At 60.0% G+C, this 26212-nt stretch carries 30 protein-coding genes; 29 read left to right on the top strand and 1 reads right to left on the bottom strand.

Annotated features, from left to right (window positions below; all coding sequences use genetic code 11):
• Positions 1–77 precede the first annotated feature (77 nt).
• Together rpoB and rpoC are read left to right on the top strand one after the other, a co-directional pair.
• Entirely contained in the window at positions 78–4214 is a 4137-nt protein-coding gene (gene rpoB, locus C5J24_RS17005) for a DNA-directed RNA polymerase subunit beta (protein ID WP_105419449.1), read from the top strand.
• 185 nt (positions 4215–4399) lie between these two features.
• Positions 4400–8608, top strand: coding sequence for a DNA-directed RNA polymerase subunit beta' (gene rpoC, locus C5J24_RS17000; protein WP_105419447.1), 4209 nt, complete (start codon positions 4400–4402; stop codon positions 8606–8608).
• 263 nt (positions 8609–8871) lie between these two features.
• Here rpoC and C5J24_RS16995 read toward each other — a convergent pair whose 3' ends face one another.
• Positions 8872–9165, bottom strand: coding sequence for a hypothetical protein (locus C5J24_RS16995; protein WP_046635345.1), 294 nt, complete (start codon positions 9163–9165; stop codon positions 8872–8874).
• A 484-nt stretch (positions 9166–9649) separates the two neighbouring features.
• On the opposite strand from C5J24_RS16995, the gene rpsL reads away from it, so the two are divergent.
• From rpsL to C5J24_RS16860, 27 genes are all read left to right on the top strand, one after another.
• Entirely contained in the window at positions 9650–10021 is a 372-nt protein-coding gene (gene rpsL / locus C5J24_RS16990) for a 30S ribosomal protein S12 (RefSeq protein ID WP_003547537.1), read from the top strand.
• Between the two features lie 78 nt (positions 10022–10099).
• Positions 10100–10570, top strand: coding sequence for a 30S ribosomal protein S7 (rpsG, locus tag C5J24_RS16985; RefSeq protein WP_007755828.1), 471 nt, complete (start codon positions 10100–10102; stop codon positions 10568–10570).
• Between the two features lie 33 nt (positions 10571–10603).
• The gene (gene fusA, locus C5J24_RS16980; RefSeq protein WP_105419445.1) at positions 10604–12703 is read left to right on the top strand and encodes an elongation factor G; all 2100 of its coding nucleotides are present in this window, start codon (positions 10604–10606) and stop codon (positions 12701–12703) included.
• Positions 12704–12769: 66 nt separating this feature from the next.
• Positions 12770–13945, top strand: coding sequence for an elongation factor Tu (gene tuf, locus C5J24_RS16975; RefSeq protein WP_105401075.1), 1176 nt, complete (start codon positions 12770–12772; stop codon positions 13943–13945).
• 262 nt (positions 13946–14207) lie between these two features.
• Positions 14208–14516 (top strand): 30S ribosomal protein S10, encoded by a 309-nt coding sequence (gene rpsJ, locus C5J24_RS16970; RefSeq protein WP_003547547.1) that lies wholly within the window; start codon positions 14208–14210, stop codon positions 14514–14516.
• Between the two features lie 37 nt (positions 14517–14553).
• Positions 14554–15195 carry a 50S ribosomal protein L3 gene (gene rplC, locus C5J24_RS16965; RefSeq protein ID WP_037084734.1) on the top strand — a complete coding sequence of 214 codons (642 nt, stop codon included), beginning with the start codon at positions 14554–14556 and terminating at the stop codon, positions 15193–15195.
• 13 nt (positions 15196–15208) lie between these two features.
• A complete protein-coding gene (rplD, locus tag C5J24_RS16960; protein WP_037084733.1) occupies positions 15209–15829 on the top strand; it encodes a 50S ribosomal protein L4 in 621 nt (206 codons plus the stop codon).
• Positions 15826–16119 carry a 50S ribosomal protein L23 gene (locus tag C5J24_RS16955; protein WP_037084732.1) on the top strand — a complete coding sequence of 98 codons (294 nt, stop codon included), beginning with the start codon at positions 15826–15828 and terminating at the stop codon, positions 16117–16119. Before rplD ends, C5J24_RS16955 begins: the two co-directional genes overlap by 4 nt.
• 11 nt (positions 16120–16130) lie before the next feature.
• Positions 16131–16967 (top strand): 50S ribosomal protein L2, encoded by an 837-nt coding sequence (gene rplB / locus C5J24_RS16950; RefSeq protein ID WP_046636975.1) that lies wholly within the window; start codon positions 16131–16133, stop codon positions 16965–16967.
• Positions 16968–16982: 15 nt separating this feature from the next.
• A complete protein-coding gene (rpsS, locus tag C5J24_RS16945) occupies positions 16983–17261 on the top strand; it encodes a 30S ribosomal protein S19 (protein WP_007770151.1) in 279 nt (92 codons plus the stop codon).
• Positions 17262–17263: 2 nt separating this feature from the next.
• Positions 17264–17653 carry a 50S ribosomal protein L22 gene (gene rplV, locus C5J24_RS16940; protein ID WP_007770149.1) on the top strand — a complete coding sequence of 130 codons (390 nt, stop codon included), beginning with the start codon at positions 17264–17266 and terminating at the stop codon, positions 17651–17653.
• Positions 17653–18393 carry a 30S ribosomal protein S3 gene (gene rpsC / locus C5J24_RS16935; protein ID WP_007770147.1) on the top strand — a complete coding sequence of 247 codons (741 nt, stop codon included), beginning with the start codon at positions 17653–17655 and terminating at the stop codon, positions 18391–18393. The genes rplV and rpsC overlap by 1 nt, the downstream gene beginning before the upstream one ends.
• 38 nt (positions 18394–18431) lie before the next feature.
• The gene (rplP, locus tag C5J24_RS16930; RefSeq protein ID WP_007770145.1) at positions 18432–18845 is read left to right on the top strand and encodes a 50S ribosomal protein L16; all 414 of its coding nucleotides are present in this window, start codon (positions 18432–18434) and stop codon (positions 18843–18845) included.
• Positions 18846–18857: 12 nt separating this feature from the next.
• On the top strand, positions 18858–19058 hold the full coding sequence (rpmC, locus tag C5J24_RS16925; RefSeq protein WP_007770142.1) for a 50S ribosomal protein L29: 201 nt from the start codon (positions 18858–18860) through the stop codon (positions 19056–19058).
• Positions 19059–19069: 11 nt separating this feature from the next.
• The gene (gene rpsQ, locus C5J24_RS16920; RefSeq protein ID WP_038585841.1) at positions 19070–19306 is read left to right on the top strand and encodes a 30S ribosomal protein S17; all 237 of its coding nucleotides are present in this window, start codon (positions 19070–19072) and stop codon (positions 19304–19306) included.
• A 235-nt stretch (positions 19307–19541) separates the two neighbouring features.
• Positions 19542–19910 (top strand): 50S ribosomal protein L14, encoded by a 369-nt coding sequence (rplN, locus tag C5J24_RS16915; protein ID WP_007770138.1) that lies wholly within the window; start codon positions 19542–19544, stop codon positions 19908–19910.
• A 12-nt stretch (positions 19911–19922) separates the two neighbouring features.
• Positions 19923–20231: a 50S ribosomal protein L24 gene (rplX, locus tag C5J24_RS16910; RefSeq protein ID WP_105419443.1), complete on the top strand. Its 309-nt coding sequence runs from the start codon at positions 19923–19925 to the stop codon at positions 20229–20231.
• Positions 20224–20781, top strand: a complete 558-nt coding sequence (gene rplE, locus C5J24_RS16905) for a 50S ribosomal protein L5 (RefSeq protein ID WP_046605440.1) — start codon at positions 20224–20226, stop codon at positions 20779–20781. Before rplX ends, rplE begins: the two co-directional genes overlap by 8 nt.
• A gap of 33 nt (positions 20782–20814) precedes the next feature.
• The gene (rpsN, locus tag C5J24_RS16900; protein WP_007770129.1) at positions 20815–21120 is read left to right on the top strand and encodes a 30S ribosomal protein S14; all 306 of its coding nucleotides are present in this window, start codon (positions 20815–20817) and stop codon (positions 21118–21120) included.
• 12 nt (positions 21121–21132) lie between these two features.
• Positions 21133–21531 carry a 30S ribosomal protein S8 gene (gene rpsH / locus C5J24_RS16895; RefSeq protein ID WP_038542158.1) on the top strand — a complete coding sequence of 133 codons (399 nt, stop codon included), beginning with the start codon at positions 21133–21135 and terminating at the stop codon, positions 21529–21531.
• Between the two features lie 43 nt (positions 21532–21574).
• Positions 21575–22108 (top strand): 50S ribosomal protein L6, encoded by a 534-nt coding sequence (rplF, locus tag C5J24_RS16890; protein WP_038585850.1) that lies wholly within the window; start codon positions 21575–21577, stop codon positions 22106–22108.
• Between the two features lie 12 nt (positions 22109–22120).
• On the top strand, positions 22121–22483 hold the full coding sequence (gene rplR, locus C5J24_RS16885; protein ID WP_037084721.1) for a 50S ribosomal protein L18: 363 nt from the start codon (positions 22121–22123) through the stop codon (positions 22481–22483).
• Between the two features lie 150 nt (positions 22484–22633).
• Entirely contained in the window at positions 22634–23203 is a 570-nt protein-coding gene (gene rpsE, locus C5J24_RS16880; RefSeq protein WP_038542164.1) for a 30S ribosomal protein S5, read from the top strand.
• A gap of 11 nt (positions 23204–23214) precedes the next feature.
• Positions 23215–23427, top strand: a complete 213-nt coding sequence (rpmD, locus tag C5J24_RS16875) for a 50S ribosomal protein L30 (RefSeq protein ID WP_037084714.1) — start codon at positions 23215–23217, stop codon at positions 23425–23427.
• A gap of 16 nt (positions 23428–23443) precedes the next feature.
• Entirely contained in the window at positions 23444–23923 is a 480-nt protein-coding gene (gene rplO, locus C5J24_RS16870) for a 50S ribosomal protein L15 (protein ID WP_046605439.1), read from the top strand.
• Positions 23924–24162: 239 nt separating this feature from the next.
• Entirely contained in the window at positions 24163–25503 is a 1341-nt protein-coding gene (gene secY, locus C5J24_RS16865) for a preprotein translocase subunit SecY (RefSeq protein ID WP_046605438.1), read from the top strand.
• Positions 25500–26150 carry an adenylate kinase gene (locus C5J24_RS16860; RefSeq protein WP_105401080.1) on the top strand — a complete coding sequence of 217 codons (651 nt, stop codon included), beginning with the start codon at positions 25500–25502 and terminating at the stop codon, positions 26148–26150. Before secY ends, C5J24_RS16860 begins: the two co-directional genes overlap by 4 nt.
• Positions 26151–26212 lie beyond the last annotated feature (62 nt).

The raw sequence follows: 26212 nt of genomic DNA, 5'->3' as shown, positions 1-26212 counted from the left end.
ACCCATTGATCGACGGGATCGACTGGCCAGCGAACCCCGTCCGTTGCAGGCCCGGATGCAATTTTGAAGGAGCGACGATGGCTCAGACCCTTTCCTTTAATGGTCGCAGGCGCGTACGCAAGTTTTTTGGAAAAATCCCCGAAGTCACAGAGATGCCGAACCTCATCGAGGTTCAGAAGGCATCCTATGACCAGTTCCTGATGGTTGATGAACCGAAGGGCGGTCGTCCGGACGAAGGTCTGAACGCTGTCTTCCGGTCGGTCTTCCCGATCACCGATTTTTCCGGCGCCTCCATGCTCGAATTCGTGTCCTACGAATTCGAACTGCCGAAGTTCGACGTGGAAGAATGCCGTCAGCGCGATCTGACCTACGCAGCGCCGCTGAAGGTGACGCTGCGTCTCATCGTGTTCGATATCGACGAGGATACGGGCGCCAAGTCCATCAAGGACATCAAGGAACAGTCCGTCTACATGGGCGACATGCCGCTCATGACCGACAACGGTACGTTCATCGTGAACGGCACCGAACGCGTGATCGTGTCCCAGATGCACCGTTCGCCGGGCGTCTTCTTCGACCACGACAAGGGCAAGAGCCACTCTTCCGGCAAGCTGCTCTTCGCAGCCCGCGTCATCCCGTATCGCGGTTCCTGGCTCGACATCGAATTCGACGCCAAGGATATCGTTTACGCCCGTATCGACCGCCGCCGTAAGATCCCCGTGACCTCGCTGCTGATGGCGCTCGGCATGGACGGCGAAGAAATCCTGTCGACCTTCTATACGAAGTCGTCCTATCAGCGCGACGGCGACGGCTGGCGGATTCCGTTCCAGCCGGAAACCCTGAAGGGTGCGAAGACCCTTTCCGACATGATCGACGCCGATACCGGCGAAGTGGTTGTCGAATCCGGCAAGAAGCTCAACCCGCGTCTTCTCCGTCAGCTGACGGAGAAGGGCTTGAAGGCCTTGAAGGCGACCAATGACGACATCTACGGCAACTATCTTGCCGAAGACATCGTCAACGCGGCAACCGGCGAGATCTACCTCGAAGCCGGCGACGAAATCGACGAAAAGACCCTGCCGATCATCCTGAGCGCCGGTTTCGACGAAATCCCGGTTCTAGGCATCGACCATATCAATGTCGGCGCCTACATCCGCAACACGCTTTCCGCCGACAAAAACGAGAACCGTCAGGACGCTCTGTTCGACATCTACCGCGTCATGCGCCCGGGTGAACCGCCGACGATGGAATCGGCCGAAGCCATGTTCAACTCGCTGTTCTTCGATGCGGAGCGTTACGACCTCTCCGCCGTCGGCCGCGTCAAGATGAACATGCGTCTCGACCTCGAAGTCGCCGATACCGTTCGCACGCTCCGCAAGGACGACATCCTGGCCGTGGTCCGGATGCTGGTCGAGCTGCGCGATGGCAAGGGCGAAATCGACGACATCGACAACCTCGGCAACCGCCGCGTCCGTTCTGTCGGCGAACTGATGGAAAATCAGTATCGCCTCGGCCTGCTCCGCATGGAGCGCGCCATCAAGGAACGCATGTCGTCGATCGAAATCGACACTGTCATGCCGCAGGACCTGATCAACGCGAAGCCGGCAGCTGCCGCGGTTCGCGAATTCTTCGGTTCCTCGCAGCTGTCGCAGTTCATGGACCAGGTGAACCCGCTTTCGGAGATCACCCACAAGCGCCGTCTTTCGGCACTTGGCCCGGGTGGCCTGACCCGCGAGCGCGCAGGCTTCGAAGTCCGCGACGTTCACCCGACCCATTACGGCCGTATTTGCCCGATCGAGACGCCGGAAGGCCCGAACATCGGTCTGATCAACTCGCTTGCCACCTTCGCCCGCGTCAACAAGTACGGCTTCATCGAAAGCCCGTACCGCAAGATCATCGACGGCGTCGTGACGAAGGAAGTGCTTTACCTTTCCGCTATGGAAGAGGCGAAGTATTACGTCGCACAGGCGAACGCCGAACTGGATAAGAACGGCTCTTTCGTGGAAGAGTTCGTTGTTTGCCGTCATGCCGGCGAAGTCATGCTGTCCCCGCGCGACACCATCAACCTGATGGACGTCTCGCCGAAGCAGCTTGTCTCGGTCGCGGCCGCTCTGATCCCGTTCCTGGAAAACGACGACGCCAACCGCGCTCTCATGGGCTCGAACATGCAGCGTCAGGCCGTGCCGCTGGTACGTGCTGAAGCTCCGTTCGTCGGCACCGGCATGGAACCGGTCGTCGCCCGCGACTCCGGTGCGGCGATCGCTGCCCGCCGTGGCGGCGTTGTCGACCAGGTCGACGCGACCCGTATCGTTATCCGCGCCACCGAAGACCTCGATCCGTCGAAGTCGGGCGTCGATATCTATCGTCTGCAGAAGTTCCAGCGTTCGAACCAGAACACCTGCGTCAACCAGCGCCCGCTGGTCGCCGTCGGTGACATCCTGAACAAGGGCGACATCATCGCCGACGGCCCGTCGACGGACCTTGGTGACTTGGCGCTCGGCCGCAACGCGCTCGTCGCGTTCATGCCCTGGAACGGCTACAACTACGAAGACTCGATCCTGCTCTCCGAGCGCATCGTGTCGGACGACGTGTTCACCTCCATCCACATCGAGGAATTCGAAGTGATGGCGCGTGACACCAAGCTTGGTCCGGAAGAAATCACGCGCGACATTCCGAACGTTTCGGAAGAAGCGCTGAAGAACCTCGACGAAGCCGGCATCGTCTACATCGGCGCCGAAGTCCAGCCGGGCGACATCCTCGTCGGCAAGATCACTCCGAAGGGCGAAAGCCCGATGACGCCGGAAGAAAAGCTTCTACGCGCCATCTTCGGTGAAAAGGCCTCCGACGTTCGCGACACCTCCATGCGCATGCCTCCGGGCACGTTCGGCACGGTCGTGGAAGTCCGCGTCTTCAACCGTCACGGTGTGGAGAAGGACGAACGCGCCATGGCGATCGAGCGTGAGGAAATCGAACGCCTCGCCAAGGACCGCGACGACGAACAGGCAATTCTTGACCGCAACGTCTATGGCCGTCTGACGGACATGCTGCGCGGCCAGATGTCGGTTGCCGGTCCGAAGGGCTTCAAGAAGGGCATCGAGCTCACCAACGCCGTCATCTCCGAATATCCCCGCTCGCAGTGGTGGATGTTCGCAGTCGAGGACGAAAAGGTGCAGGGCGAAATCGAAGCGCTCCGCGGTCAGTACGACGAATCCAAGTCGCGCCTTGAACAGCGCTTCATGGACAAGGTCGAGAAGGTCCAGCGCGGCGACGAAATGCCTCCGGGCGTCATGAAGATGGTCAAGGTCTTCGTCGCTGTGAAGCGCAAGATCCAGCCGGGCGACAAGATGGCCGGGCGTCACGGCAACAAGGGCGTCGTGTCGCGCATCGTTCCGGTCGAGGACATGCCGTTCCTCGAAGACGGCACGCATGTCGACATCGTTCTGAACCCGCTCGGCGTGCCTTCGCGCATGAACGTCGGTCAGATCCTCGAGACGCACCTGGCTTGGGCTTGCGCAGGCATGGGTAAGCGTATCGGTGCGCTGCTCGAAGATTACCGCAGGTCGAACGATATCACCGACTTGAAGAAAGAGCTGACGGAAGCCTATCAGAGTGAGGCAAACGCTGAAGTTGCAAGCTTCGACGACGACTCTCTCGTTCGTCTGGCCGAGCAGTCCAAGCGTGGCCTCTCGATCGCAACGCCGGTCTTCGACGGTGCGCATGAGCCGGACGTCGCAGCGATGCTGACCAGGGCAGGCCTCGATCCGTCCGGTCAGTCGGTCCTCTACGACGGCCGTACCGGCGAACAGTTCGACCGCAAGGTGACTGTCGGCTACATGTACATGATCAAGCTGAACCACCTCGTGGACGACAAGATCCACGCGCGTTCGATTGGTCCGTACTCGCTGGTTACCCAGCAGCCGCTCGGTGGCAAGGCGCAGTTCGGCGGCCAGCGCTTCGGCGAAATGGAAGTCTGGGCGCTCGAAGCCTACGGCGCCGCCTACACGCTGCAGGAAATGCTGACCGTGAAGTCGGACGACGTGGCCGGCCGTACCAAGGTCTACGAAGCGATCGTGCGCGGCGACGACACGTTCGAGGCAGGCATTCCGGAGAGCTTCAACGTTCTCGTCAAGGAAATGCGCTCTCTCGGCCTGTCCGTCGAGCTCGAGAACTCGAAGATCGAGGACGCGAACGCCGGCCAGCTGCCCGACGCAGCCGAATGATCATAACAAGGCGCGCGCCGTTTGAAGGCGCGCGCTGCTCCCTCCGCCGGTATCCGCCGGCAGGATAGGGAAACTTTCGCCGCATTTCGCGGCTAATACCGTTTTAAAGCATCGGACGGTCCGTCCCGGGAATTTGGACTGTTCCGATCGCAAGCCGAGGGCTTCCGCCCCTAAAGGAGATAGGCATGAACCAAGAGGTCATGAATCTTTTCAATCCGCAGGTGCCTGCACAGCACTTCGACTCGATCCGTATCTCGATCGCGTCTCCGGAGAAGATTCTCTCCTGGTCCTACGGCGAGATCAAAAAGCCGGAGACCATCAACTACCGTACCTTCAAGCCTGAACGCGACGGCCTTTTCTGCGCCCGCATCTTCGGGCCGATCAAGGACTACGAGTGCCTGTGCGGCAAGTACAAGCGCATGAAGTACAAGGGCATCATCTGCGAAAAGTGCGGCGTCGAAGTTACGCTGTCGCGCGTTCGCCGTGAGCGCATGGGCCATATCGAGCTCGCTGCTCCCGTCGCCCATATCTGGTTCCTGAAGTCGCTTCCGTCGCGCATCTCGACCCTTCTCGACATGACGCTGAAGGATGTCGAGCGCGTTCTCTATTTCGAGAACTACATCGTCACTGAGCCGGGTCTCACCTCGCTCAAGGAAAACCAGCTTCTTTCCGAAGAAGAATACATGATCGCCGTCGACGAGTTCGGCGAAGATCAGTTCACGGCGATGATCGGCGCCGAGGCCATCTACGAGATGCTGGCCTCGATGAATCTCGAAAAGATCGCCGGCGACCTGCGTTCGGAACTTGCCGACACTACGTCGGATCTGAAGCAGAAGAAGCTGATGAAGCGCCTGAAGATCGTCGAGAACTTCATGGAGTCGGGCAACCGTCCGGAATGGATGATCATGAAGGTCGTCCCGGTCATCCCGCCGGACCTGCGCCCGCTGGTTCCGCTCGATGGCGGCCGTTTTGCGACCTCCGACCTCAACGATCTCTATCGTCGCGTCATCAACCGTAACAACCGTCTGAAGCGCCTGATCGAACTGCGCGCTCCGGGCATTATCATCCGCAACGAAAAGCGCATGCTGCAGGAATCTGTGGACGCGCTGTTCGACAACGGCCGTCGTGGCCGCGTCATCACCGGCGCCAACAAGCGTCCGCTGAAGTCGCTGTCCGACATGCTGAAGGGCAAGCAGGGCCGCTTCCGCCAGAACCTTCTCGGCAAGCGCGTCGACTATTCCGGCCGTTCGGTCATCGTGACCGGTCCGGAACTGAAGCTGCACCAGTGCGGCCTGCCGAAGAAGATGGCGCTCGAACTGTTCAAGCCGTTCATCTACGCCCGCCTAGACGCCAAGGGTTACTCCTCGACCGTCAAGCAGGCCAAGAAGCTGGTTGAAAAGGAAAAGCCGGAAGTCTGGGATATCCTCGACGAGGTCATCCGCGAGCATCCGGTTCTCCTGAACCGCGCACCGACGCTGCACCGCCTGGGCATCCAGGCCTTCGAACCGATCCTGGTCGAAGGCAAGGCTATCCAGCTGCATCCGCTCGTCTGCACGGCCTTCAACGCCGACTTCGACGGCGACCAGATGGCCGTTCACGTGCCGCTGTCGCTCGAAGCCCAGCTTGAAGCCCGCGTGCTGATGATGTCGACGAACAACATCCTGCATCCGGCAAACGGCGCACCGATCATCGTTCCGTCGCAGGACATGGTTCTCGGTCTCTACTATCTGGCGATCATGAACCAGAACGAGCCGGGCGAAGGCATGGCCTTCTCCGACATGGGCGAATTGCACCACGCTCTGGAAAACAAGATCGTCACCCTGCATGCCAAGATCCGCGGCCGCTTCAAGACCCCGGATGCCGACGGCAAGCTGGTGTCGAAGATCTATGAAACGACCCCCGGCCGCATGATCATCGGCGAACTTCTGCCGAAGAACGTCAACGTGCCGTTCGAGACCTGCAACCAGGAAATGACCAAGAAGAACATCTCCAAGATGATCGACACGGTCTACCGTCACTGCGGTCAGAAGGACACGGTGATCTTCTGCGACCGCATCATGCAGCTCGGCTTCACCCATGCGTGCAAGGCCGGCATTTCGTTCGGCAAGGACGACATGATCATTCCTGAAACCAAGGCCAAGATCGTTGGCGACACCGAAACCCTGGTGAAGGAATACGAACAGCAGTACAACGACGGCCTGATCACTCAGGGCGAGAAGTACAACAAGGTCGTCGACGCCTGGGGCAAGGCCACCGAAAAGGTTGCAGAAGACATGATGGCCCGCATTAAGGCCGTCGAGTTCGATCCTGAAACCGGCCGCCAGAAGCAGATGAACGCCATCTACATGATGTCCCACTCGGGTGCCCGTGGTTCTCCGAACCAGATGCGCCAGCTGGGCGGCATGCGTGGCCTGATGGCCAAGCCGTCGGGTGAGATCATCGAAACGCCGATCATCTCGAACTTCAAGGAAGGCCTGACCGTTAACGAGTACTTCAACTCGACCCACGGTGCCCGTAAGGGTCTCGCAGACACCGCCTTGAAGACCGCGAACTCCGGTTACCTGACCCGTCGTCTCGTCGACGTCGCTCAGGACTGCATCGTCAACCTGGTCGATTGCGGCACCGAAAGCGGTCTCACCATGACGGCGATCGTTGACGCCGGTCAGGTCGTGGCTTCCATCGGCGCTCGTGTCCTTGGCCGTACCGCACTCGACGATATCGATCACCCGGTCACGGGTGCCCGCATCGTCGATGCCGGCAAGATGATCCTCGAGCCGGATGTCATCGAGATCGAAAAGGCTGGTATCCAGTCGATCCGCATCCGTTCGGCACTGACCTGCGAAGTTCAGACGGGCGTCTGCTCGGTCTGCTACGGCCGAGATCTGGCCCGTGGTACTCCGGTCAACATGGGCGAAGCCGTCGGCGTCATCGCGGCTCAGTCGATCGGCGAGCCGGGAACCCAGCTCACCATGCGTACCTTCCACTTGGGCGGTACGGCAAACGTGGTCGACCAGTCGTTCCTGGAAGCGTCGTACGAAGGCACGATCCAGATCAAGAACCGCAACATGCTGCGGAACTCCGAAGGCGTTCTCGTCGCGATGGGCCGCAACATGGCGGTCACCATCCTTGACGAGCGCGGCGTCGAGCGTTCCTCGCAGCGCGTCGCCTACGGTTCGAAGCTGTTCGTGGATGACGGCGACAAGGTTCGTCGCGGTCAGCGTCTGGCAGAGTGGGACCCCTACACACGCCCGATGATGACGGAAGTGGAAGGTACGGTTCAGTTCGAAGACGTGGTCGACTCGATCTCGGTTTCGGAATCGACCGACGAATCCACCGGCATCACCAAGCGTCAGGTCATCGACTGGCGGTCGACGCCGCGCGGCATCGACCTGAAGCCGGCGATCGTCATCAAGGACGCTTCGGGCACCATCATGAAACTGGCCCGCGGCGGCGAAGCCCGCTTCAACCTGTCGGTCGACGCCATCCTGTCGGTCGAGCCGGGTCAGAAGGTCAGCCAGGGCGACGTTCTCGCCCGCGTTCCGCTGGAAAGCGCCAAGACCAAGGACATCACCGGTGGTCTGCCGCGCGTCGCCGAGCTCTTCGAAGCCCGTCGTCCGAAGGATCACGCCATCATCGCTGAGATCGATGGTACGATCCGCCTCGGCCGCGACTACAAGAACAAGCGTCGCGTCATGATCGAACCGGCGGAAGACGGTGTCGAACCGGTCGAATACCTGATCCCGAAGGGCAAGCCCTTCCATCTTCAGGAAGGCGACTACATCGAAAAGGGCGACTACATCCTCGACGGCAATCCTGCGCCGCACGACATCCTGGCGATCAAGGGCGTGGAAGCACTCGCTTCCTACCTCGTCAACGAAATCCAGGAAGTCTACCGCCTGCAGGGCGTTGTCATCAACGACAAGCACATCGAGGTGATTGTCCGTCAGATGCTGCAGAAGGTCGAGATCACCGATGCCGGCGACAGCCAGTATATCGTCGGTGACAATGTCGACCGGATCGAACTGGACGAAGCCAACGAGCGTCTTGCTGAAGAAGGCAAGAAGCCCGCTTACGGCGAACCGGTTCTGCTCGGCATCACCAAGGCGTCGCTGCAGACCCCGTCCTTCATCTCGGCCGCTTCCTTCCAGGAAACGACCAAGGTGCTGACGGAAGCTGCGATTGCCGGCAAGACGGACACGCTGCAGGGCCTCAAGGAAAACGTCATCGTCGGCCGTCTCATCCCGGCCGGTACGGGCGGCACCATGACCCAGATCCGCCGTATCGCCACCTCGCGCGACGAGCTGATCCTCGAAGAACGCAAGAAGGGTTCGGGCGCATCGTCCGCCACCCCGATGCTTCAGAACCTGAACACCGAGAACACGCCTGCGGAGTGATCCGCCGGCACGTCGGTCAGAATGAAGAAAACCGCCCGGAGCGATCCGGGCGGTTTTTTCGTTTCAGGCGGGAAGGGGAGCGAACATCAAAAAGCCGCCGAAAGTGTTCGGCGGCTCGTGCATGGTTTGGTGAAATGCTCCGAGGTCTGGCGCGCAGCTCTACTGGTGAGGTGGGGGGACAGGCCGGTGATCGAAAGGGCGGCATTACTGCAGCCGCCAACGAGGGGAGGCGAGGGCGGTCAGGCCTCCCTCATCGATCGAGACTACTCGAACCGGATGATCGCCACTTCGCCTTCGAGCGCGCCCTGGTAGGCCGAGGCGTGCGGCTCCTCGGTGGGTTCGTCGGTCAGGACGCCGATTTGGTCGAGATCGGCCTCGATGAAGCCTTCTTCCGAGAGGGCGTTGAGTGCCTCGCGGACGGCGGAATCGTCGTCGGGCGCGCGCAGCATGATATGCAGCTCGATGCCTTCGGCGCCCTTCGTCTCATAGCCCTTGCCGATGATGATGAAGACCATCGGCCCGTCGAGGTTGTTGTCATTGTCGGGTGTGGCGATCATGGTCATCTCCGCGAGCGAATCCCTAGTATCGTCCGAAGACGAGGCGGAACGGAAGGTTCCCGCACTCTTTAGTGCGATCAGCGGTGATTCCCAAACATTATCCGCGAGGGCATCTCATATTTCTGGAAACCCTGTCTCGAAACCCTCCGTTTGGCCCCGAAACCAAGGGTTTGGGGCAATAATTTAGGATTTGGTCTTGACGGGCAGGGGGGAAAACAGTAAACGCCCCGCATCGGAAGCGATGTGAGGCTTGCCCGTTCGGAACGACTCGTTCCGGAGTACGCCTCAGACACGGTTCCATACGCACGTTGAAGACACGAATGCTGCACGCACGACGCATGAGGAATGCGTCCTCTGCTTTTTGTGGTCCATCCGAAAAGCGGATCGGGCCACGTTTTGCGCATGAGGAAATGTGTGTGCCGCCGCCGGAAACGGCATCAGATCGGCCCGAAAGGGTACTGAGAAAAACGTAAGGGATGGTTGAATGCCTACCGTAAACCAGCTGATCCGCAAGCCTCGCCAGGCGAACGTAAAGCGTAACAAGGTTCCTGCTCTGCAGGAAAACCCCCAGAAGCGCGGCGTTTGCACCCGCGTTTACACGACGACCCCGAAGAAGCCGAACTCGGCTCTGCGTAAGGTTGCCAAGATTCGCCTGACCAACGGCTTCGAAGTCATCGGCTATATCCCGGGTGAAGGCCACAACCTGCAGGAACACTCTGTCGTGATGATCCGCGGCGGCCGCGTCAAGGACTTGCCGGGCGTTCGCTACCACATCATCCGCGGCGTTCTCGACACCCAGGGCGTCAAGAACCGCAAGCAGCGCCGTTCCAAGTACGGTGCGAAGCGTCCGAAGTAATTCGGCATTCTGATTATCCGGCGCTGCGCGAGGTTCTCCGCGTGGTAAAGCGCCCGCAACAATTGAGAGACGAGAAGTATGTCCCGACGCCATAGTGCAGAGAAGCGTGAGATCAACCCGGACCCGAAGTTCGGCGATCTGGTCGTCACGAAGTTCATGAATGCGATCATGCTCCACGGCAAGAAGTCCGTAGCTGAAAACATCGTTTACGGCGCGTTCGACGTCGTGCAGGGCAAGGCCAAGGCCGACCCGCTGGGTATCTTCCATTCGGCGCTCGACAATGTCGCGCCGCATGTCGAAGTTCGTTCGCGCCGCGTTGGTGGTGCGACCTACCAGGTTCCGGTCGACGTTCGTCCCGAGCGCCGTCAGGCTCTCGCGATCCGTTGGGTGATCGCTGCTGCCCGCAAGCGCAACGAAACGACGATGGTCGATCGCCTTTCCGGTGAACTTATGGATGCTGCAAACAACCGTGGCAGCGCCGTCAAGAAGCGTGAAGACACGCACAAGATGGCCGACGCCAACCGCGCATTCTCGCATTACCGTTGGTAATCTTCACTCGATCGAATTTCGAAAGGCAGTCCTATGGCTCGCGAATATAAAATCGAAGACTACCGCAATTTCGGTATCATGGCGCATATCGACGCCGGCAAGACCACGACCACCGAGCGTATTCTTTATTACACCGGCAAGTCGCACAAGATCGGCGAAGTTCACGACGGCGCAGCCACGATGGACTGGATGGAGCAGGAGCAGGAGCGTGGCATCACGATCACTTCCGCTGCGACCACGACCTTCTGGAAGGGCCGCGACGGCAAGATGCGCCGCTTCAACATCATCGACACCCCCGGCCACGTCGACTTCACCATCGAAGTCGAACGTTCGCTGCGTGTGCTCGACGGTGCGGTTGCTCTCCTCGACGCCAATGCCGGCGTTGAGCCGCAGACGGAAACCGTCTGGCGCCAGGCCGACAAGTACAACGTTCCGCGCCTGATCTTCTGCAACAAGATGGACAAGACCGGCGCCGATTTCTATCGCTCGGTCGAGATGATCAAGACGCGCCTCGGCGCGACTGCTGTTGTCTGCCAGTTGCCGATCGGCGCTGAGACCGAGTTCAAGGGCATCGTCGACCTGATCGAGATGAACGCTCTCGTATGGCGCGACGAATCGCTCGGCGCTATGTGGGACGTCGTCGAAATCCCGGAAGACCTGAAGGCTCGTGCCGAAGAATTCCGCGAAAAGATGATCGAGACCGTTGTCGACATCGACGAAGAAGCCATGGAAAACTATCTGAACGGCGTCATGCCGGACAACGATAAGATTCGTGCGCTCATCCGTCGCGGCACCATCGACGTCAAGTTCTTCCCGATGTTCTGCGGCTCTGCCTTCAAGAACAAGGGCGTTCAGCCGCTCCTCGACGCCGTTGTCGAATTCCTGCCGTCCCCGGCAGACATTCCGGCGATCAAGGGCATCGACGTCAAGACCGAAGCCGAAATCGACCGTCATCCCGATGACACCGAGCCGCTTTCCATGCTGGCGTTCAAGATCATGAACGACCCCTTCGTTGGTTCGCTGACCTTCTGCCGTATCTATTCGGGCAAGCTCGAAAAGGGTTCTGCGCTGCTGAACACGGTCAAGGAAAAGCGCGAACGCGTCGGCCGCATGCTGCAGATGCACTCGAACTCCCGTGAAGACATCGAAGAAGCCTTCGCTGGCGACATCGTCGCTCTCGCAGGCCTCAAGGAAACCACCACGGGCGACACGCTCTGCGATCCGCTGAAGCCGGTCATCCTCGAGCGCATGGAATTCCCCGAGCCGGTCATCCAGATCGCCATCGAGCCGAAGTCCAAGGGCGACCAGGAAAAGATGGGCCTCGCGCTCAACCGCCTGGCTGCCGAAGACCCGTCCTTCCGCGTCAAGACCGACGAGGAATCCGGCCAGACGATCATCGCCGGCATGGGTGAACTTCACCTCGACATTCTTGTCGACCGCATGCGTCGCGAGTTCAAGGTCGAAGCCACCGTCGGTGCTCCGCAGGTTGCTTACCGCGAAACCATCACGCGCAAGCACGAAGAAGACTACACGCACAAGAAGCAGTCCGGTGGTACCGGTCAGTTCGCGCGCGTCAAGATCGTCTTCGAACCGAACCCGGACGGCGACGACTTCAAGTTCGAGTCCAAGATCGTCGGTGGTTCTGTTCCGAAGGAATACATCCCGGGCGTCCAGAAGGGCATCGAAAGCGTTCTGTCTTCCGGCCCGCTGGCTGGCTTCCCGATGCTGGGCGTCAAGGCGACCCTCATCGACGGCGCCTTCCACGACGTCGACTCGTCGGTTCTGGCATTCGAAATCGCCTCCCGCGCCTGCTTCCGTGAAGCAGCCAAGAAGGCCGGTGCCCAGCTCCTCGAGCCGATGATGAAGGTCGAAGTCGTCACTCCGGAAGATTACGTCGGTGACGTCATCGGCGACCTGAACTCCCGTCGCGGTCAGATCCAGGGCCAGGAATCGCGCGGCATCGCCGTCGTGATCAACGCCCACGTGCCGCTCGCGAACATGTTCAAGTACGTCGACAACCTGCGCTCCATGTCCCAGGGCCGCGCGCAGTACTCGATGACTTTCGATCACTACGCACCGGTTCCGACCAACGTCGCAAACGAAATCCAGGCTAAGTACTCCGGTCAGAAGTGACCGGGGTAACCCGCCCAATCAATTAGAGAATAACCCCTGACGGGGATAAGAACGGAGAAGCCGGAAATGGCAAAGAGCAAGTTTGAGCGCAACAAGCCGCACGTCAACATTGGCACGATCGGTCACGTTGACCATGGCAAGACGTCGCTGACGGCCGCGATCACGAAGTACTTCGGCGAGTACAAGGCCTATGACCAGATCGACGCGGCTCCTGAAGAAAAGGCTCGCGGCATCACCATTTCGACGGCGCACGTCGAATATGAGACGCCGGCCCGCCATTATGCCCACGTCGACTGCCCCGGCCACGCCGACTACGTCAAGAACATGATCACCGGTGCAGCGCAGATGGACGGCGCGATCCTGGTTTGCTCGGCAGCCGACGGCCCGATGCCGCAGACCCGCGAGCACATCCTGCTCGCCCGTCAGGTCGGCGTTCCGGCGATCGTCGTGTTCCTGAACAAGGTCGACCAGGTCGACGACGCCGAGCTTCTCGAGCTCGTCGAGTTGGAAGTGCGCGAACTCCTGTCGTCCTACGACTTCCCAGGCGACGACATTCCGATCGTCAAGGGTTCGGCGCTGGCCGCTCTGGAAGATTCGGACAAGAAGATCGGCGAAGATTCGATCCGCGAGCTGATGGCCGCCGTCGACGCCTACATCCCGACGCCTGAGCGTCCGATCAACATGCCGTTCCTGATGCCGATCGAAGACGTGTTCTCGATCTCGGGTCGTGGCACGGTCGTGACCGGCCGCGTCGAGCGCGGCATCGTCAAGGTCGGCGAAGAAGTCGAGATCGTCGGCATCCGCCCGACCTCGAAGACGACGGTGACCGGCGTTGAAATGTTCCGCAAGCTGCTCGACCAGGGCCAGGCCGGCGACAACATCGGCGCTCTCGTTCGCGGCGTGAACCGTGACGGCGTCGAGCGTGGCCAGATCCTCTGCAAGCCGGGTTCGGTCAAGCCGCACAAGAAGTTCATGGCCGAAGCCTACATCCTGACGAAGGAAGAAGGCGGCCGTCATACGCCGTTCTTCACCAACTACCGTCCGCAGTTCTACTTCCGCACGACGGACGTGACGGGCATCGTCTCGCTGCCGGAAGGCACGGAAATGGTCATGCCGGGCGACAACGTCACCGTTGAAGTCGAGCTGATCGTTCCGATCGCGATGGAAGAAAAGCTGCGCTTCGCGATCCGCGAAGGCGGCCGCACCGTCGGCGCCGGCATCGTCGCCTCGATCATCGAGTAAGTTTTAACGCAAGCGGCCCTAGCCGCTTGCGTATGACACAAAAATGTAGCAAATGGCGCGCGAGCGTGATTTGCCGTCTGCTTCGGGTTCGAGGCGGGCAATGAACAGACAAGGTGGGCCAAAGGCCCGAAGACTGGAAAGGGACGCCGTATTTCGGTGTCCCCTTCGATCTTTGAAACCGGTGGTCCGCCTTAAGGTAAGAGAACAACCCGTGCCCTATTGGGTTGGCACGTGGATAAACAGACAACAAGGATAACGTCGAATGAACGGCCAAAATATCCGCATTCGCCTGAAGGCGTTCGATCACCGCATTCTCGACGCGTCGACGCGCGAGATCGTGTCGACGGCGAAGCGCACCGGCGCAAGCGTCCGGGGCCCCGTTCCGCTTCCGACCCGCATCGAGAAGTTTACGGTTAACAGGTCCCCCCACATCGACAAGAAGAGCCGCGAGCAGTTCGAGATGCGCACGCATAAGCGCCTTCTCGATATCGTTGACCCGACACCGCAGACGGTGGACGCGCTGATGAAGCTCGACCTCGCCGCTGGTGTCGATGTTGAGATCAAGCTCTGAGACTTCTGTCTCGGGCTGAGTGAGAAGGATTGAACCGATGCGTTCAGGTGTAATTGCACAAAAGGTGGGAATGACGCGCGTCTACAACGACGCAGGCGAGCATGTCCCTGTAACCGTATTGCGGTTGGAAAACTGCCAGGTCGTGGCTCAGCGCACCGTAGACAAGAATGGCTACACTGCCGTTCAGCTGGGTGCCGGCACTGCCAAGGTAAAGAACACGACCAAGGCGCTGCGCGGCCATTTCGCCGTTGCCGAAGTCGAGCCGAAGGCGAAGCTCGTCGAGTTTCGCGTTTCCGAAGACAATCTGATCGACGTCGGCACCGAGCTGACGGCAGGTCACTTCACGGCGGGTCAGCTGGTGGACGTCACCGGTACCTCGATCGGTAAGGGTTTCGCCGGCGCCATGAAGCGCCATAACTTCGGTGGTCTCCGCGCCACGCACGGTGTGTCCGTTTCGCACCGTTCGCATGGTTCGACTGGTAACAACCAGGATCCGGGCAAGGTCTGGAAGGGCAAGCGCATGGCTGGTCACATGGGCCAGACGCGTATCACCACCCAGAACCTCGAAGTCGTTTCCACCGACGAGAACCGTGGCCTGATCCTCGTCAAGGGTGCCGTTCCCGGCTCCAAGGGCGCTTGGATCGTCGTTCGCGATGCCGTCAAGTCGGCCGCGAAGTAAGGGAGCCAAGCACATGGAATTTAACGTCAAGACCCTCGAGGGAAAAGACGCCGGCAAGGTAGCCCTGTCGGACGAGATTTTCGGCCTCGATCCCCGCGAAGACATTCTGGCCCGTATGGTTCGTTGGCAGCTCGCCAAGAAGCAGCAGGGCACGCACAAGACCAAGGGTCGTGCTGAAGTCTCCCGCACCGGCGCCAAGATGTACAAGCAGAAGGGTACGGGCCGCGCTCGTCACCATTCGGCTCGCGCTCCGCAGTTCCGCGGCGGCGGCAAGGCTCACGGCCCGGTCGTTCGCAGCCACGAGCATGACCTTCCGAAGAAGGTTCGTGCGCTGGCTCTCCGTCACGCCCTCTCTGCAAAGATGAAGGCTGAAGACATCATCATCGTCGACAACCTGGTTGCCGCCGAAGCAAAGACCAAGGCGCTTGCCGGTTCGTTCGCTTCGCTCGGCCTCACCAACGTGTTGTTCATCGGCGGCGTTGAGCTCGACAGCAACTTCAAGCTCGCAGCCCAGAACATCCCGAACGTCGATGTTCTGCCGGTTCAGGGCATCAATGTTTACGACATCCTGCGTCGCGGCAAGCTGGTGCTTTCCAAGGCCGCGGTGGAAGCTCTAGAGGAGCGTTTCAAGTGACCGACATCCGCCACTATGATGTGATCGTATCTCCCTCGATCACCGAAAAGTCGACCATGGCATCTGAACAGAACCAGGTCGTCTTCAACGTTGCCAAGACTGCTTCCAAGCCGGAAATCAAGGCTGCCGTAGAGGCGCTTTTCGGTGTGAAGGTCACGGCCGTCAACACGCTTGTCCGTAAGGGCAAGGTGAAGCGGTTCCGCGGCTTCATCGGCAAGCAGAAGGACGTCAAGAAGGCTGTCGTCACCCTGGCCGAAGGTCAGACGATCGACGTCTCCACCGGTCTCTGAGGTATAAGATAATGGCATTGAAAAGCTACAACCCGACGACCCCGAGCCAGCGTCAGCTGGTCATCGTCGACCGGTCCGGCCTCTGGAAGGGTAAGCCCGTCAAGAAGCTCACCGAGGGTCTCTCCAAGAGCGGCGGTCGCAACAACTACGGCCGCATCACCGCCCGCTTTATCGGCGGCGGTCACAAGCGTACCTATCGCCTGGTCGACTTCAAGCGTCGCAAGTTCGACGTCGAAGGCACGGTCGAGCGTCTGGAATACGACCCGAACCGTACGGCCTTCATCGCTCTCGTCACCTATACCGACGGTGAGCAGGCCTACATCCTGGCTCCGCAGCGTCTCGCTGCTGGCGACAAGGTGATCGCGTCCGAAAAGGCCGTCGACGTAAAGCCCGGCAACACCATGCCGCTGCAGTACATTCCGGTCGGCTCGATCGTTCACAACGTCGAAATGAAGCCGGGCAAGGGTGGCCAGATGGCTCGCTCCGCAGGCACCTACGTTCAGCTCGTCGGCCGCGATGCCGGCATGGCGATCCTGCGCCTGAACTCCGGCGAACAGCGCCTCGTACCGGGCTCCTGCCTGGCTTCGATCGGTGCTGTATCCAACCCGGATCACGGCAACATCAACGACGGCAAGGCCGGTCGTACCGTCTGGCGCGGCAAGCGTCCGCATAACCGCGGCGTCGTCATGAACCCGGTCGACCATCCGCACGGCGGTGGTGAAGGCCGCACCTCGGGTGGCCGTCATCCGGTCAGCCCCTGGGGCAAGCCGACCAAGGGCAAGCGCACACGTTCGAACAAGTCCACGGACAAGTTCATCATGCGTTCGCGCCACCAGCGCAAGAAGTAAGAGAGGAAGTCACTAATGGCTCGTTCAGTATGGAAAGGTCCGTTTGTTGACGGCTATCTTCTCAAGAAGGCTGAGAAGGTGCGCGAAGGCGGACGGAGTGAAGTAATCAAGATGTGGACCCGTCGGTCCACCATCCTGCCGCAGTTCGTTGGTTTGACGTTTGGCGTCTACAACGGCAGCAAGCACATTCCGGTCAGCGTCAACGAAGACATGGTCGGACACAAGTTCGGTGAATTCGCTCCCACCCGTACCTATTACGGTCACGGCGCGGACAAGAAGGCGAAGAGGAAGTAATCATGGCGAAGGCTAAGACCGAACGCCGGCTGAAGGATAACGAGGCGCAGGCAGTTGCGCGTACGCTCCGCGTCAGCCCCCAGAAGCTGAACCTCGTTGCCGCCATGATCCGCGGCAAGAAGGTGGAACGCGCGCTTGCAGAACTCGAATTCTCGCGCAAGCGCATCGCCGGCACCGTGAAGAAGACCCTCGAGTCTGCAATCGCCAATGCCGAAAACAACCATGACCTCGACGTCGACGCGTTGATCGTTTCGGAAGCCTATGTAGGCAAGTCGATCGTGATGAAGCGCTTCCACGCTCGTGGCCGCGGCCGTGCATCGCGGATCGAGAAGCCTTTCTCGCATCTGACGATCGTCGTTCGCGAAGTCGAGGAAAAAGGGGAGGCTGCATAATGGGCCAGAAAATTAATCCGATCGGTTTCCGCCTCGGCATTAACCGCACCTGGGACAGCCGTTGGTTCGCCGACAACGCGGAATACGGTCAGCTCCTCCATGAGGACCTGAAGATCCGCGCCTACCTGATGTCGGAACTGAAGCAGGCCGGTATCGCCAAGGTGGTCATCGAGCGTCCGCACAAGAAGTGCCGCGTCACGATCCACTCGGCTCGCCCGGGCCTGATCATCGGCAAGAAGGGCGCTGACATCGAGAAGCTTCGCAAGAAGATCGCGACGATGACCAATTCGGAAACGCATCTCAACATCGTTGAAGTGCGCAAGCCGGAAATCGACTCGACGCTCGTCGCCCAGTCGATCGCCCAGCAGCTCGAGCGTCGCGTGGCTTTCCGCCGTGCGATGAAGCGTGCCGTTCAGTCGGCCATGCGTCTCGGTGCCGAAGGCATCAAGATCACCTGCGCCGGCCGTCTCGGCGGTGCTGAAATCGCCCGTACCGAATGGTACCGCGAAGGTCGCGTTCCGCTTCATACGCTGCGTGCAGACATCGACTACGGTACGGCGGAAGCCGAAACCGCATTCGGCATCTGCGGTATCAAGGTCTGGATCTTCAAGGGCGAAATCCTTGAGCATGATCCGATGGCTTCTGAACGTCGCGCCATGGAAGGCGATGCCCAGGGTCCCGCAAGCCGCGAACGCGGCGATCGTGGTGACCGTGGCGATCGCCGCCGCGAAAACGCTTGATCAACGCTGGCGAAAGATAAGCTCGGAGAAGTAAGAAAATGTTGCAGCCAAAGCGTACCAAGTACCGCAAGCAGTTCAAGGGTCGCATCAAGGGTGTGGCCAAGGGCGGCTTCGACCTGGCCTTCGGTGAATTTGGTCTGAAGTCCCAGGAACCCAACCGCGTCAACGCCCGCGAGATCGAAGCGGCCCGCCGCGCGATCACCCGCGCGATGAAGCGCGCCGGCCGTGTCTGGATCCGCGTGTTCCCGGACGTTCCGGTCACCGCAAAGCCGACCGAAGTCCGCATGGGTAAGGGTAAGGGCGGCGTCGAATACTGGGCCTGCAAGGTCAAGCCCGGTCGCATGATGTTCGAGATCGACGGTGTTTCCGAGGAGCTCGCCCGCGAGGCGCTTCGTCTCGGTGCTGCCAAGCTCTCGGTCAAGACGCGCTTCGTACAGCGCATCGCAGAGTAAGGAGCAAGGCACATGAAAGCCGAAGACGTTCGCGGCCTCACGGCCGATCAGCTCAAGGACAAGCTCGCCGACCTGAAGAAGGAGCAGTTCAACCTGCGCTTCCAGAAGGCAACCGGCCAGCTCGAAAAGTCCTCGCGCATCACCGAAGTCCGCAAGGACATCGCCCGCGTGAAAACCATTGCCCGCCAGAAGGCGGCAGAAGCCAAGGCCTAAGGAAAAATAATATGCCGAAACGCATTCTGCAGGGCGTCGTAGTTTCCGACAAGAACGAGAAGACCGTTGTTGTCCGGGTCGAGCGCCGCTTCGCGCATCCGCTGCTTCAGAAGACGGTCCGCCGTTCCAAGAAGTACAAGGCGCATGACGAGAACAACCAGTACAAGGTAGGTGACGTCGTTTCCATCGAGGAATGCGCGCCGATCTCCAAGGACAAAACCTGGACGGTCATTTCCGCCCAGGCTTAATTTGCTTCGGATCCGCGTCTGGGCCTTGCGCCCGGCGCAGAATCCTGTAAGAAGCACCCCACTGGCGCAGGACGCTCGGAAACGAGCGTTCTTTTGCTTTGAGCGCAGGGAAGGTCCTTTTAAGGAAACCACCTTGGCAAGACCCCACCCGCGCACAACGAGATTCTGTCCATAAGCCGAAACGGGGCGTTTTTAACGCCCGGTCGTTTCGGTCATTAGAAAAAGGCGACCTGACATGATTCAGATGCAAACAAACCTCGACGTGGCGGATAATTCCGGCGCACGTCGTGTCATGTGCATCAAGGTGCTGGGCGGCTCCAAGCGCAAGTACGCTTCCATCGGCGACATCATTGTCGTTTCGATCAAGGAAGCCATCCCGCGCGGCCGCGTCAAGAAGGGTGACGTGATGAAGGCGGTTGTTGTGCGTACCGCCAAGGACATCCGTCGTCCGGACGGCAGCGTCATCCGCTTCGACAACAACGCAGCGGTCCTCATCGACAACAAGAAAGAGCCGATCGGCACCCGTATCTTCGGACCGGTTCCGCGCGAACTTCGCGCCAAGAACCATATGAAGATCATCTCGCTGGCTCCGGAAGTACTGTAAGGAGCTCATGCGATGAACAAGATCAAGAAGGGCGACAGCGTCGTCGTACTCGCTGGCAAGGACAAGGGCCGCTCCGGCGAAGTCCTCCAGGTTATGCCGAAGGAAGACCGCGCCGTCGTGCGTGGCATCAACATGGTGAAGCGCCACCAGCGTCAGTCTCAGACGCAGGAAGCCGGCATCATCAACAAGGAAGCGTCCATTCACCTGTCGAACATCGCGATCGTCGCGAAAGACGGCAAGCCGACCCGCGTTGGCTTCTCCGTCATCGACGGCAAGAAGGTGCGTGTAGCCAAGCGTACGGGAGATGTGATCGATGGCTGAGGCAAAGTATGAGCCGCGGCTCAAGGTGGAATACAATTCCCGTATCCGCGCCGCGCTGAAGGAACAGTTCTCCTTCGCAAACGACATGATGATCCCCAAGCTGGACAAGATCGTCATCAACATGGGTGTCGGCGAAGCGACGGCTGACTCGAAGAAGCCTTCCGTGGCTGCCGCCGACTTGGCCGCCATTGCCGGCCAGAAGCCGATCATCACCAAGGCGCGGAATTCCATCGCGGGCTTCAAGGTTCGCGAATTCATGCCGATCGGTGCAAAGGTCACGCTTCGCGGCGCCCGCATGTACGAATTCATGGACCGTCTGATCAACATCGCGCTTCCGCGCGTTCGCGACTTTCGTGGCTTGAACCCGAAAAGCTTTGACGGCCGTGGCAACTTCGCCATGGGCATCAAGGAGCACATTGTGTTCCCAGAGATCAACTACGACAAGGTTGATCAGATGTGGGGCATGGACATCATCGTTTGCACGACGGCTACCAAGGACGACGAAGCACGGGCTCTCTTGAAAGAGTTCAACTTCCCGTTCCGCCAGTAACCGTAACGACGAGCGTTTAGAAGGAACTCCCATATGGCGAAAACCAGCGCAGTTGAAAAGAACAAGCGCCGCCGCAAGACAGTTGCCAACCAGGCCGCCAAGCGTGCGACCCTGAAGGCAACCATCATGAACCAGGAACTTTCGATCGAAGAACGGTTCAAGGCAACCCTGAAGCTCGCTTCTCTGCCGCGCGATGGCTCGAAGACGCGTATCCGCAACCGTTGCGAAGTCACCGGTCGCCCACGCGCTTTCTATCGCAAGCTCAGGATGTCGCGTATCGCGCTTCGTGAGCTCGGCAATCTCGGCAAGGTGCCGGGCATCGTCAAGTCGAGCTGGTAAGGAGATCGTTAGATGACCATGACTGATCCCTTGGGCGATATGCTCACCCGCATCCGCAACGGCGCAGCCCGCCGCAAGTCGACCGTTTCCACGCCTGCTTCCAAGCTGCGTGCCCGCGTCCTCGACGTTCTGCAGGCTGAAGGCTATATCCGCGGTTATTCGGAAATCGACTTCGGTAACGGCAAGGCCGAGATCGAAATCGAACTCAAGTACTACGAAGGCGCGTCGGTGATCCGTGAGATCGGCCGCGTGTCCAAGCCGGGCCGCCGGGTCTATGTCTCGGTAAAGTCCATTCCGCAGGTCGCGAACGGCCTCGGCATCACCATCCTTTCGACTCCGAAGGGCGTGATGGCCGATCACCAGGCTCGCGAACAGAACGTTGGTGGTGAGGTTCTCTGCTCTGTCTTCTAAGACAGGGTAGGGGAACTCCATAGCGAACAGACAGGATTGAAACATGTCTCGTATCGGTAAAAAGCCCGTTCAGGTTCCTGCAGGGATCACGGCCACTGTTGATGGCCAGAAAGTGACTGCCAAGGGCCCGAAGGGTGAGCTTTTCTTCGTCGCAAACGACGAAATCAAGCTGGAACTCGAAAACAACGCTGTCTCGGTGACCCCGGTCAACGACAGCAAGGATGCTCGTTCGAAGTGGGGCATGTCCCGCACGATGATCGAAAACATCTTCAAGGGTGTGAAGGACGGTTTTGAGCGCAAGCTTGAAATCAACGGCGTTGGTTACCGCGCATCGCTGCAGGGCAAGAACCTGCAGCTGGCTCTCGGTTTTTCCCACGACGTGGTCTATCAGACCCCGGAAGGCATCACCATTGCCGTGCCGAAGCCGACGGAAATCATCGTCACCGGCATTAATAAGCAGCAGGTCGGTCAGGTTGCCGCGGAGATCCGTGAATACCGCGGTCCAGAGCCTTACAAGGGCAAAGGCGTCAAGTACGCTGAGGAACGGATCGTCCGCAAGGAAGGCAAGAAGAAGTAAGGACGACGGATCATGGCAACCAGAAAAGAAGCACTCACCAAGCGTGCGAGCCGTGTTCGCCGCCAGATCAAGAAGGTCGCAAACGGCCGTCCGCGTCTGTCGGTTCATCGCTCGTCCAAGAACATCTATGTCCAGGTCATCGACGACGTGGCCGGCCGCACGCTTGCTGCCGCCTCCACGCTCGACGCTGGTCTGCGCGCATCGCTGAAGACCGGCGCTGACGTTGCGGCTGCCGCCGCTGTCGGCAAGCTGGTTGCGGAACGCGCCACCAAGGCCGGCGTGACGGAAGTCGTGTTCGATCGCGGCGCCTTCATCTATCACGGCCGTATCAAGGCCCTGGCCGAAGCTGCCCGCGAAGGCGGCCTGAGCTTCTAAGAACTTTCGCCCGCATCCCTGAATAGGGGAGGCGGGCGAAAAGCGGTTCGCCGCACTCATAAGTCGTTCCATCCTAGTCCTTCGAGGGCAGGGGATGGTTGGCTCCCGGAAATTGCCCATTGCACCCGGAAAAGAAAAAGGAAAAGAACAATGGCACAAGAAAGAAGAGGCCAGCGCGAAGATCGCCAGAGCCGCGAAGAGCGCGATAGCGAATTCGTAGACAAGCTGGTCGCGATCAACCGCGTCGCCAAGGTCGTCAAGGGCGGCCGTCGTTTTGGTTTCGCAGCTCTCGTCGTCGTCGGCGACCAGAAGGGCCGCGTCGGCTTCGGCCATGGCAAGGCACGCGAAGTGCCGGAAGCCATCCGCAAGGCGACCGAAAGCGCAAAGCGCGATCTGATCTTCGTTCCCCTGCGTGATGGCCGTACGCTGCATCACGATGTCAACGGCCGTCACGGCGCCGGCAAGGTTCTGCTGCGCTCGGCCAAGGCTGGTACCGGCATCATCGCCGGCGGTCCGATGCGCGCCGTATTCGAAACGCTCGGCGTCCACGACGTCGTTGCCAAGTCGACCGGTTCGTCGAACCCTTACAACATGGTTCGCGCCACGTTCGACGCCCTGAAGCATCAGGTGCATCCGAAGGACGTAGCAGCTCAGCGCGGCATCAAGTATGCAACGCTGCAGACTCGCCGCGCCGCTTCCGGCAATGCGCAGGAAGAATAAGGAGAGCGATAATGGCCAAGAAAGCCACTCAGGCAGAAGCCAAGAAGACGGTTACGGTCGAGCAGACCGGTAGCCCCATCCGCCGCCCGGCCGTGCAGCGTCAGACGCTGATCGGTCTCGGCCTCAACAAGATGCACCGGACCCGTACGTTGGAAGATACTCCTTCCGTTCGTGGCATGATCCGGGCTGTCCAGCATCTCGTTCGCGTCGTCGACGAGAAGTGAGACGGAGGAAACGACCATGAAACTGAATGAGATCAAGGACAACGAAGGCTCTTCCAAGGACCGTATCCGCGTAGGTCGCGGTATCGGTTCGGGCAAGGGCAAGACCGGTGGTCGCGGCGTGAAGGGTCAGAAGGCCCGTTCCGGCGTCGCCATCAAGGGCTTCGAAGGCGGCCAGATGCCGATCTATCGTCGCCTGCCGAAGCGCGGCTTCACCAACATCTTCAAGACTGACTACGCCGTCGTTTCGCTCGGCCGTATCCAGACCGCGATTGATGCCAAGAAGCTCGACCCGAAGGCAACGATCGATGCTGCTGCCCTCAAGGCTGCCGGCGTCATCCGTCGCCCCAAGGACGGCGTTCGTCTCCTCGCCGACGGCGAGCTGACGGCGAAGGTTTCGATCGAAGTTGCCGGCGCCTCCAAGGCTGCCGTCGAGAAGATCGAAAAGGCCGGCGCTTCGATCAAGCTGCTCGTCGTAGCCGAAGCAGCGGCCGAATAAATCGTTTTGAAATCGCCCGGTTTGTGCTTCACACCGGGCGATTTTATCTCCATATGTGAGCCTCACGATCCCGAAGCGATCCTGTTGGTCGCCTGACCGGGATCATACGGAAAACAGGGTGAGGCATCCGATTGCATTGGCAATCTCGCACGCCCGGTTTTTTGAACCAGAATTTTTAGACTGCTTTCCGGACCCGGCATTTCCCCCGCCGCCGGAGAATTGGTCAGGCGGAGAATTGCATGGCTTCTGCAGCGGAACAACTTGCCTCCAATCTGAATTTTGCGACTTTCGCAAAAGCGGAGGATCTCAAGAAGCGGCTTTGGTTTACCCTCGCGGCACTTCTCGTGTATCGCCTCGGTACCCATATTCCGCTTCCGGGCTTGAACCCCGAAGCCTATGCGCAGGCCTTCCGCGGCCAGGCCGGTGGCATCCTCGGACTTTTCAACATGTTTTCGGGCGGTGCAGTGGAGCGCATGGCGATCTTCGCGCTCGGCATCATGCCCTATATTTCCGCATCGATCATAGTGCAGCTGATGACCTCGGTCGTCCCCTCGCTTGAGAACCTCAAGAAGGAAGGCGAAGCCGGCCGCAAGATCATCAACCAGTACACCCGTTACGGCACGGTGCTGCTCGGCACGCTGCAGGCCTATGGCATTGCAGCCGGCCTTGAGAGCGGCCAGGGCCTGGTGCTGGATCCGGGCTGGTTCTTCAAGATTTCGACGGTGGTGACGCTGCTCGGCGGCACCATGTTCCTGATGTGGCTCGGTGAGCAGATCACCTCGCGCGGTATCGGCAACGGGATTTCGCTGATCATCTTCGCAGGTATCGCCGCAGGTCTTCCGACCGCGCTGGCCGGTACGTTGGAGCTTGGCCGTACCGGTGCGCTTCCGACTGCGCTGATTCTCACCGTTATCGTGGTGGCCATCGGCGTCATCGCCCTCATCGTTTTCGTCGAGCGCGCCCAGCGCCGCCTTCTGATCCAGTATCCGAAGCGCCAGGTCGGCAACCGCATGTTCCAGGGCGATACGTCGCACCTGCCGCTGAAGCTCAACACCTCGGGCGTCATCCCGGCGATCTTCGCCTCGTCGCTGCTGCTTCTGCCGGCGACAGCTGCGGGCTTTGCCGGCAATGCCGGGCTGCCGGACTGGGCGACGATGATCATCTCGGCGCTCGGCCACGGCCAGCCGCTGTTCATGCTGCTTTACGGCCTGCTGATTGCCTTCTTCGCCTTCTTCTACACGGCGATCGTCTTCAATCCGAAGGACACCGCCGACAATCTGAAGAAGCATGGCGGCTTCATTCCGGGCATCCGTCCTGGCGAACGCACGGCCGAATACATCGATTACGTGCTGACCCGAATCACGGTCGTCGGCGCTATCTACCTTGTCTTCGTCTGCATCCTGCCGGAATTCCTCGTGGCCCGCAGCGGCGTGCCATTAGCCCTTGGTGGGACTTCGCTTTTGATTGTTGTCAGTGTAACCCTCGATACGGTAGCACAGATTCAAGGGCACCTCATTGCGCAGCAGTATGAGGGTCTGATCAAGAAGTCGAAACTGCGCGGAGGAAAGAGGGGACGATGAGACTGATTCTTTTAGGGCCGCCGGGCGCGGGTAAGGGGACCCAGGCCCAGCGGATCGTGGAGAAGCACGGTATCCCGCAGCTCTCCACGGGCGACATGCTGCGTGCGGCGGTCGCCGCCGAGACGGAAGTTGGCAAGCGCGCCAAGGCCGTCATGGATGCCGGCAATCTTGTCTCCGACGAGATCGTCAATGCGATCGTCTCCGAGCGTATCGACCAGCCCGATTGCGCCAACGGCTTCATCCTCGATGGTTTCCCACGCACCCTGGTGCAGGCGGATGCGACCGAGGCGATGCTGAAGGCGAAGGGTCTCGATCTTTCGGTCGTCATCGAACTGCGTGTCGACGACAGGGAACTCGTGCGTCGCGTCTCCGGCCGCTATTCCTGCGCCCAGTGCGGCACGGTCTACCACGACACGGACAAGAAGCCGTCCCAGGAAGGCGTCTGCGACAAGTGCGGTTCGACGCATTTCAAGCGCCGTCCCGACGACAATGCCGAGACCATGACCAAGCGCCTCGAGGTCTACTACAAGGAAACCTCGCCGCTGATCGGTTATTACCACGCCAAGGGCAAGCTCAAGGCTGTGGACGGCATGGCCGACATGGACAAGGTCACGGCCGATATCGAAAATATCCTGGCGGCTCTTTGAGCCGTCATCTATCTGTTAAAGAATCTTGGGCGGAGCGGTTGCATTTCAGCGCTGATTCCGTT

The sequence above is a fragment of the Neorhizobium sp. T25_27 genome (genome assembly GCF_002968565.1).
Lineage (GTDB): Bacteria > Pseudomonadota > Alphaproteobacteria > Rhizobiales > Rhizobiaceae > Neorhizobium > Neorhizobium tomejilense.
Note: the sequence above shows the minus strand (reverse complement) of the source record. Positions and strands in the feature narration are given on the sequence as shown.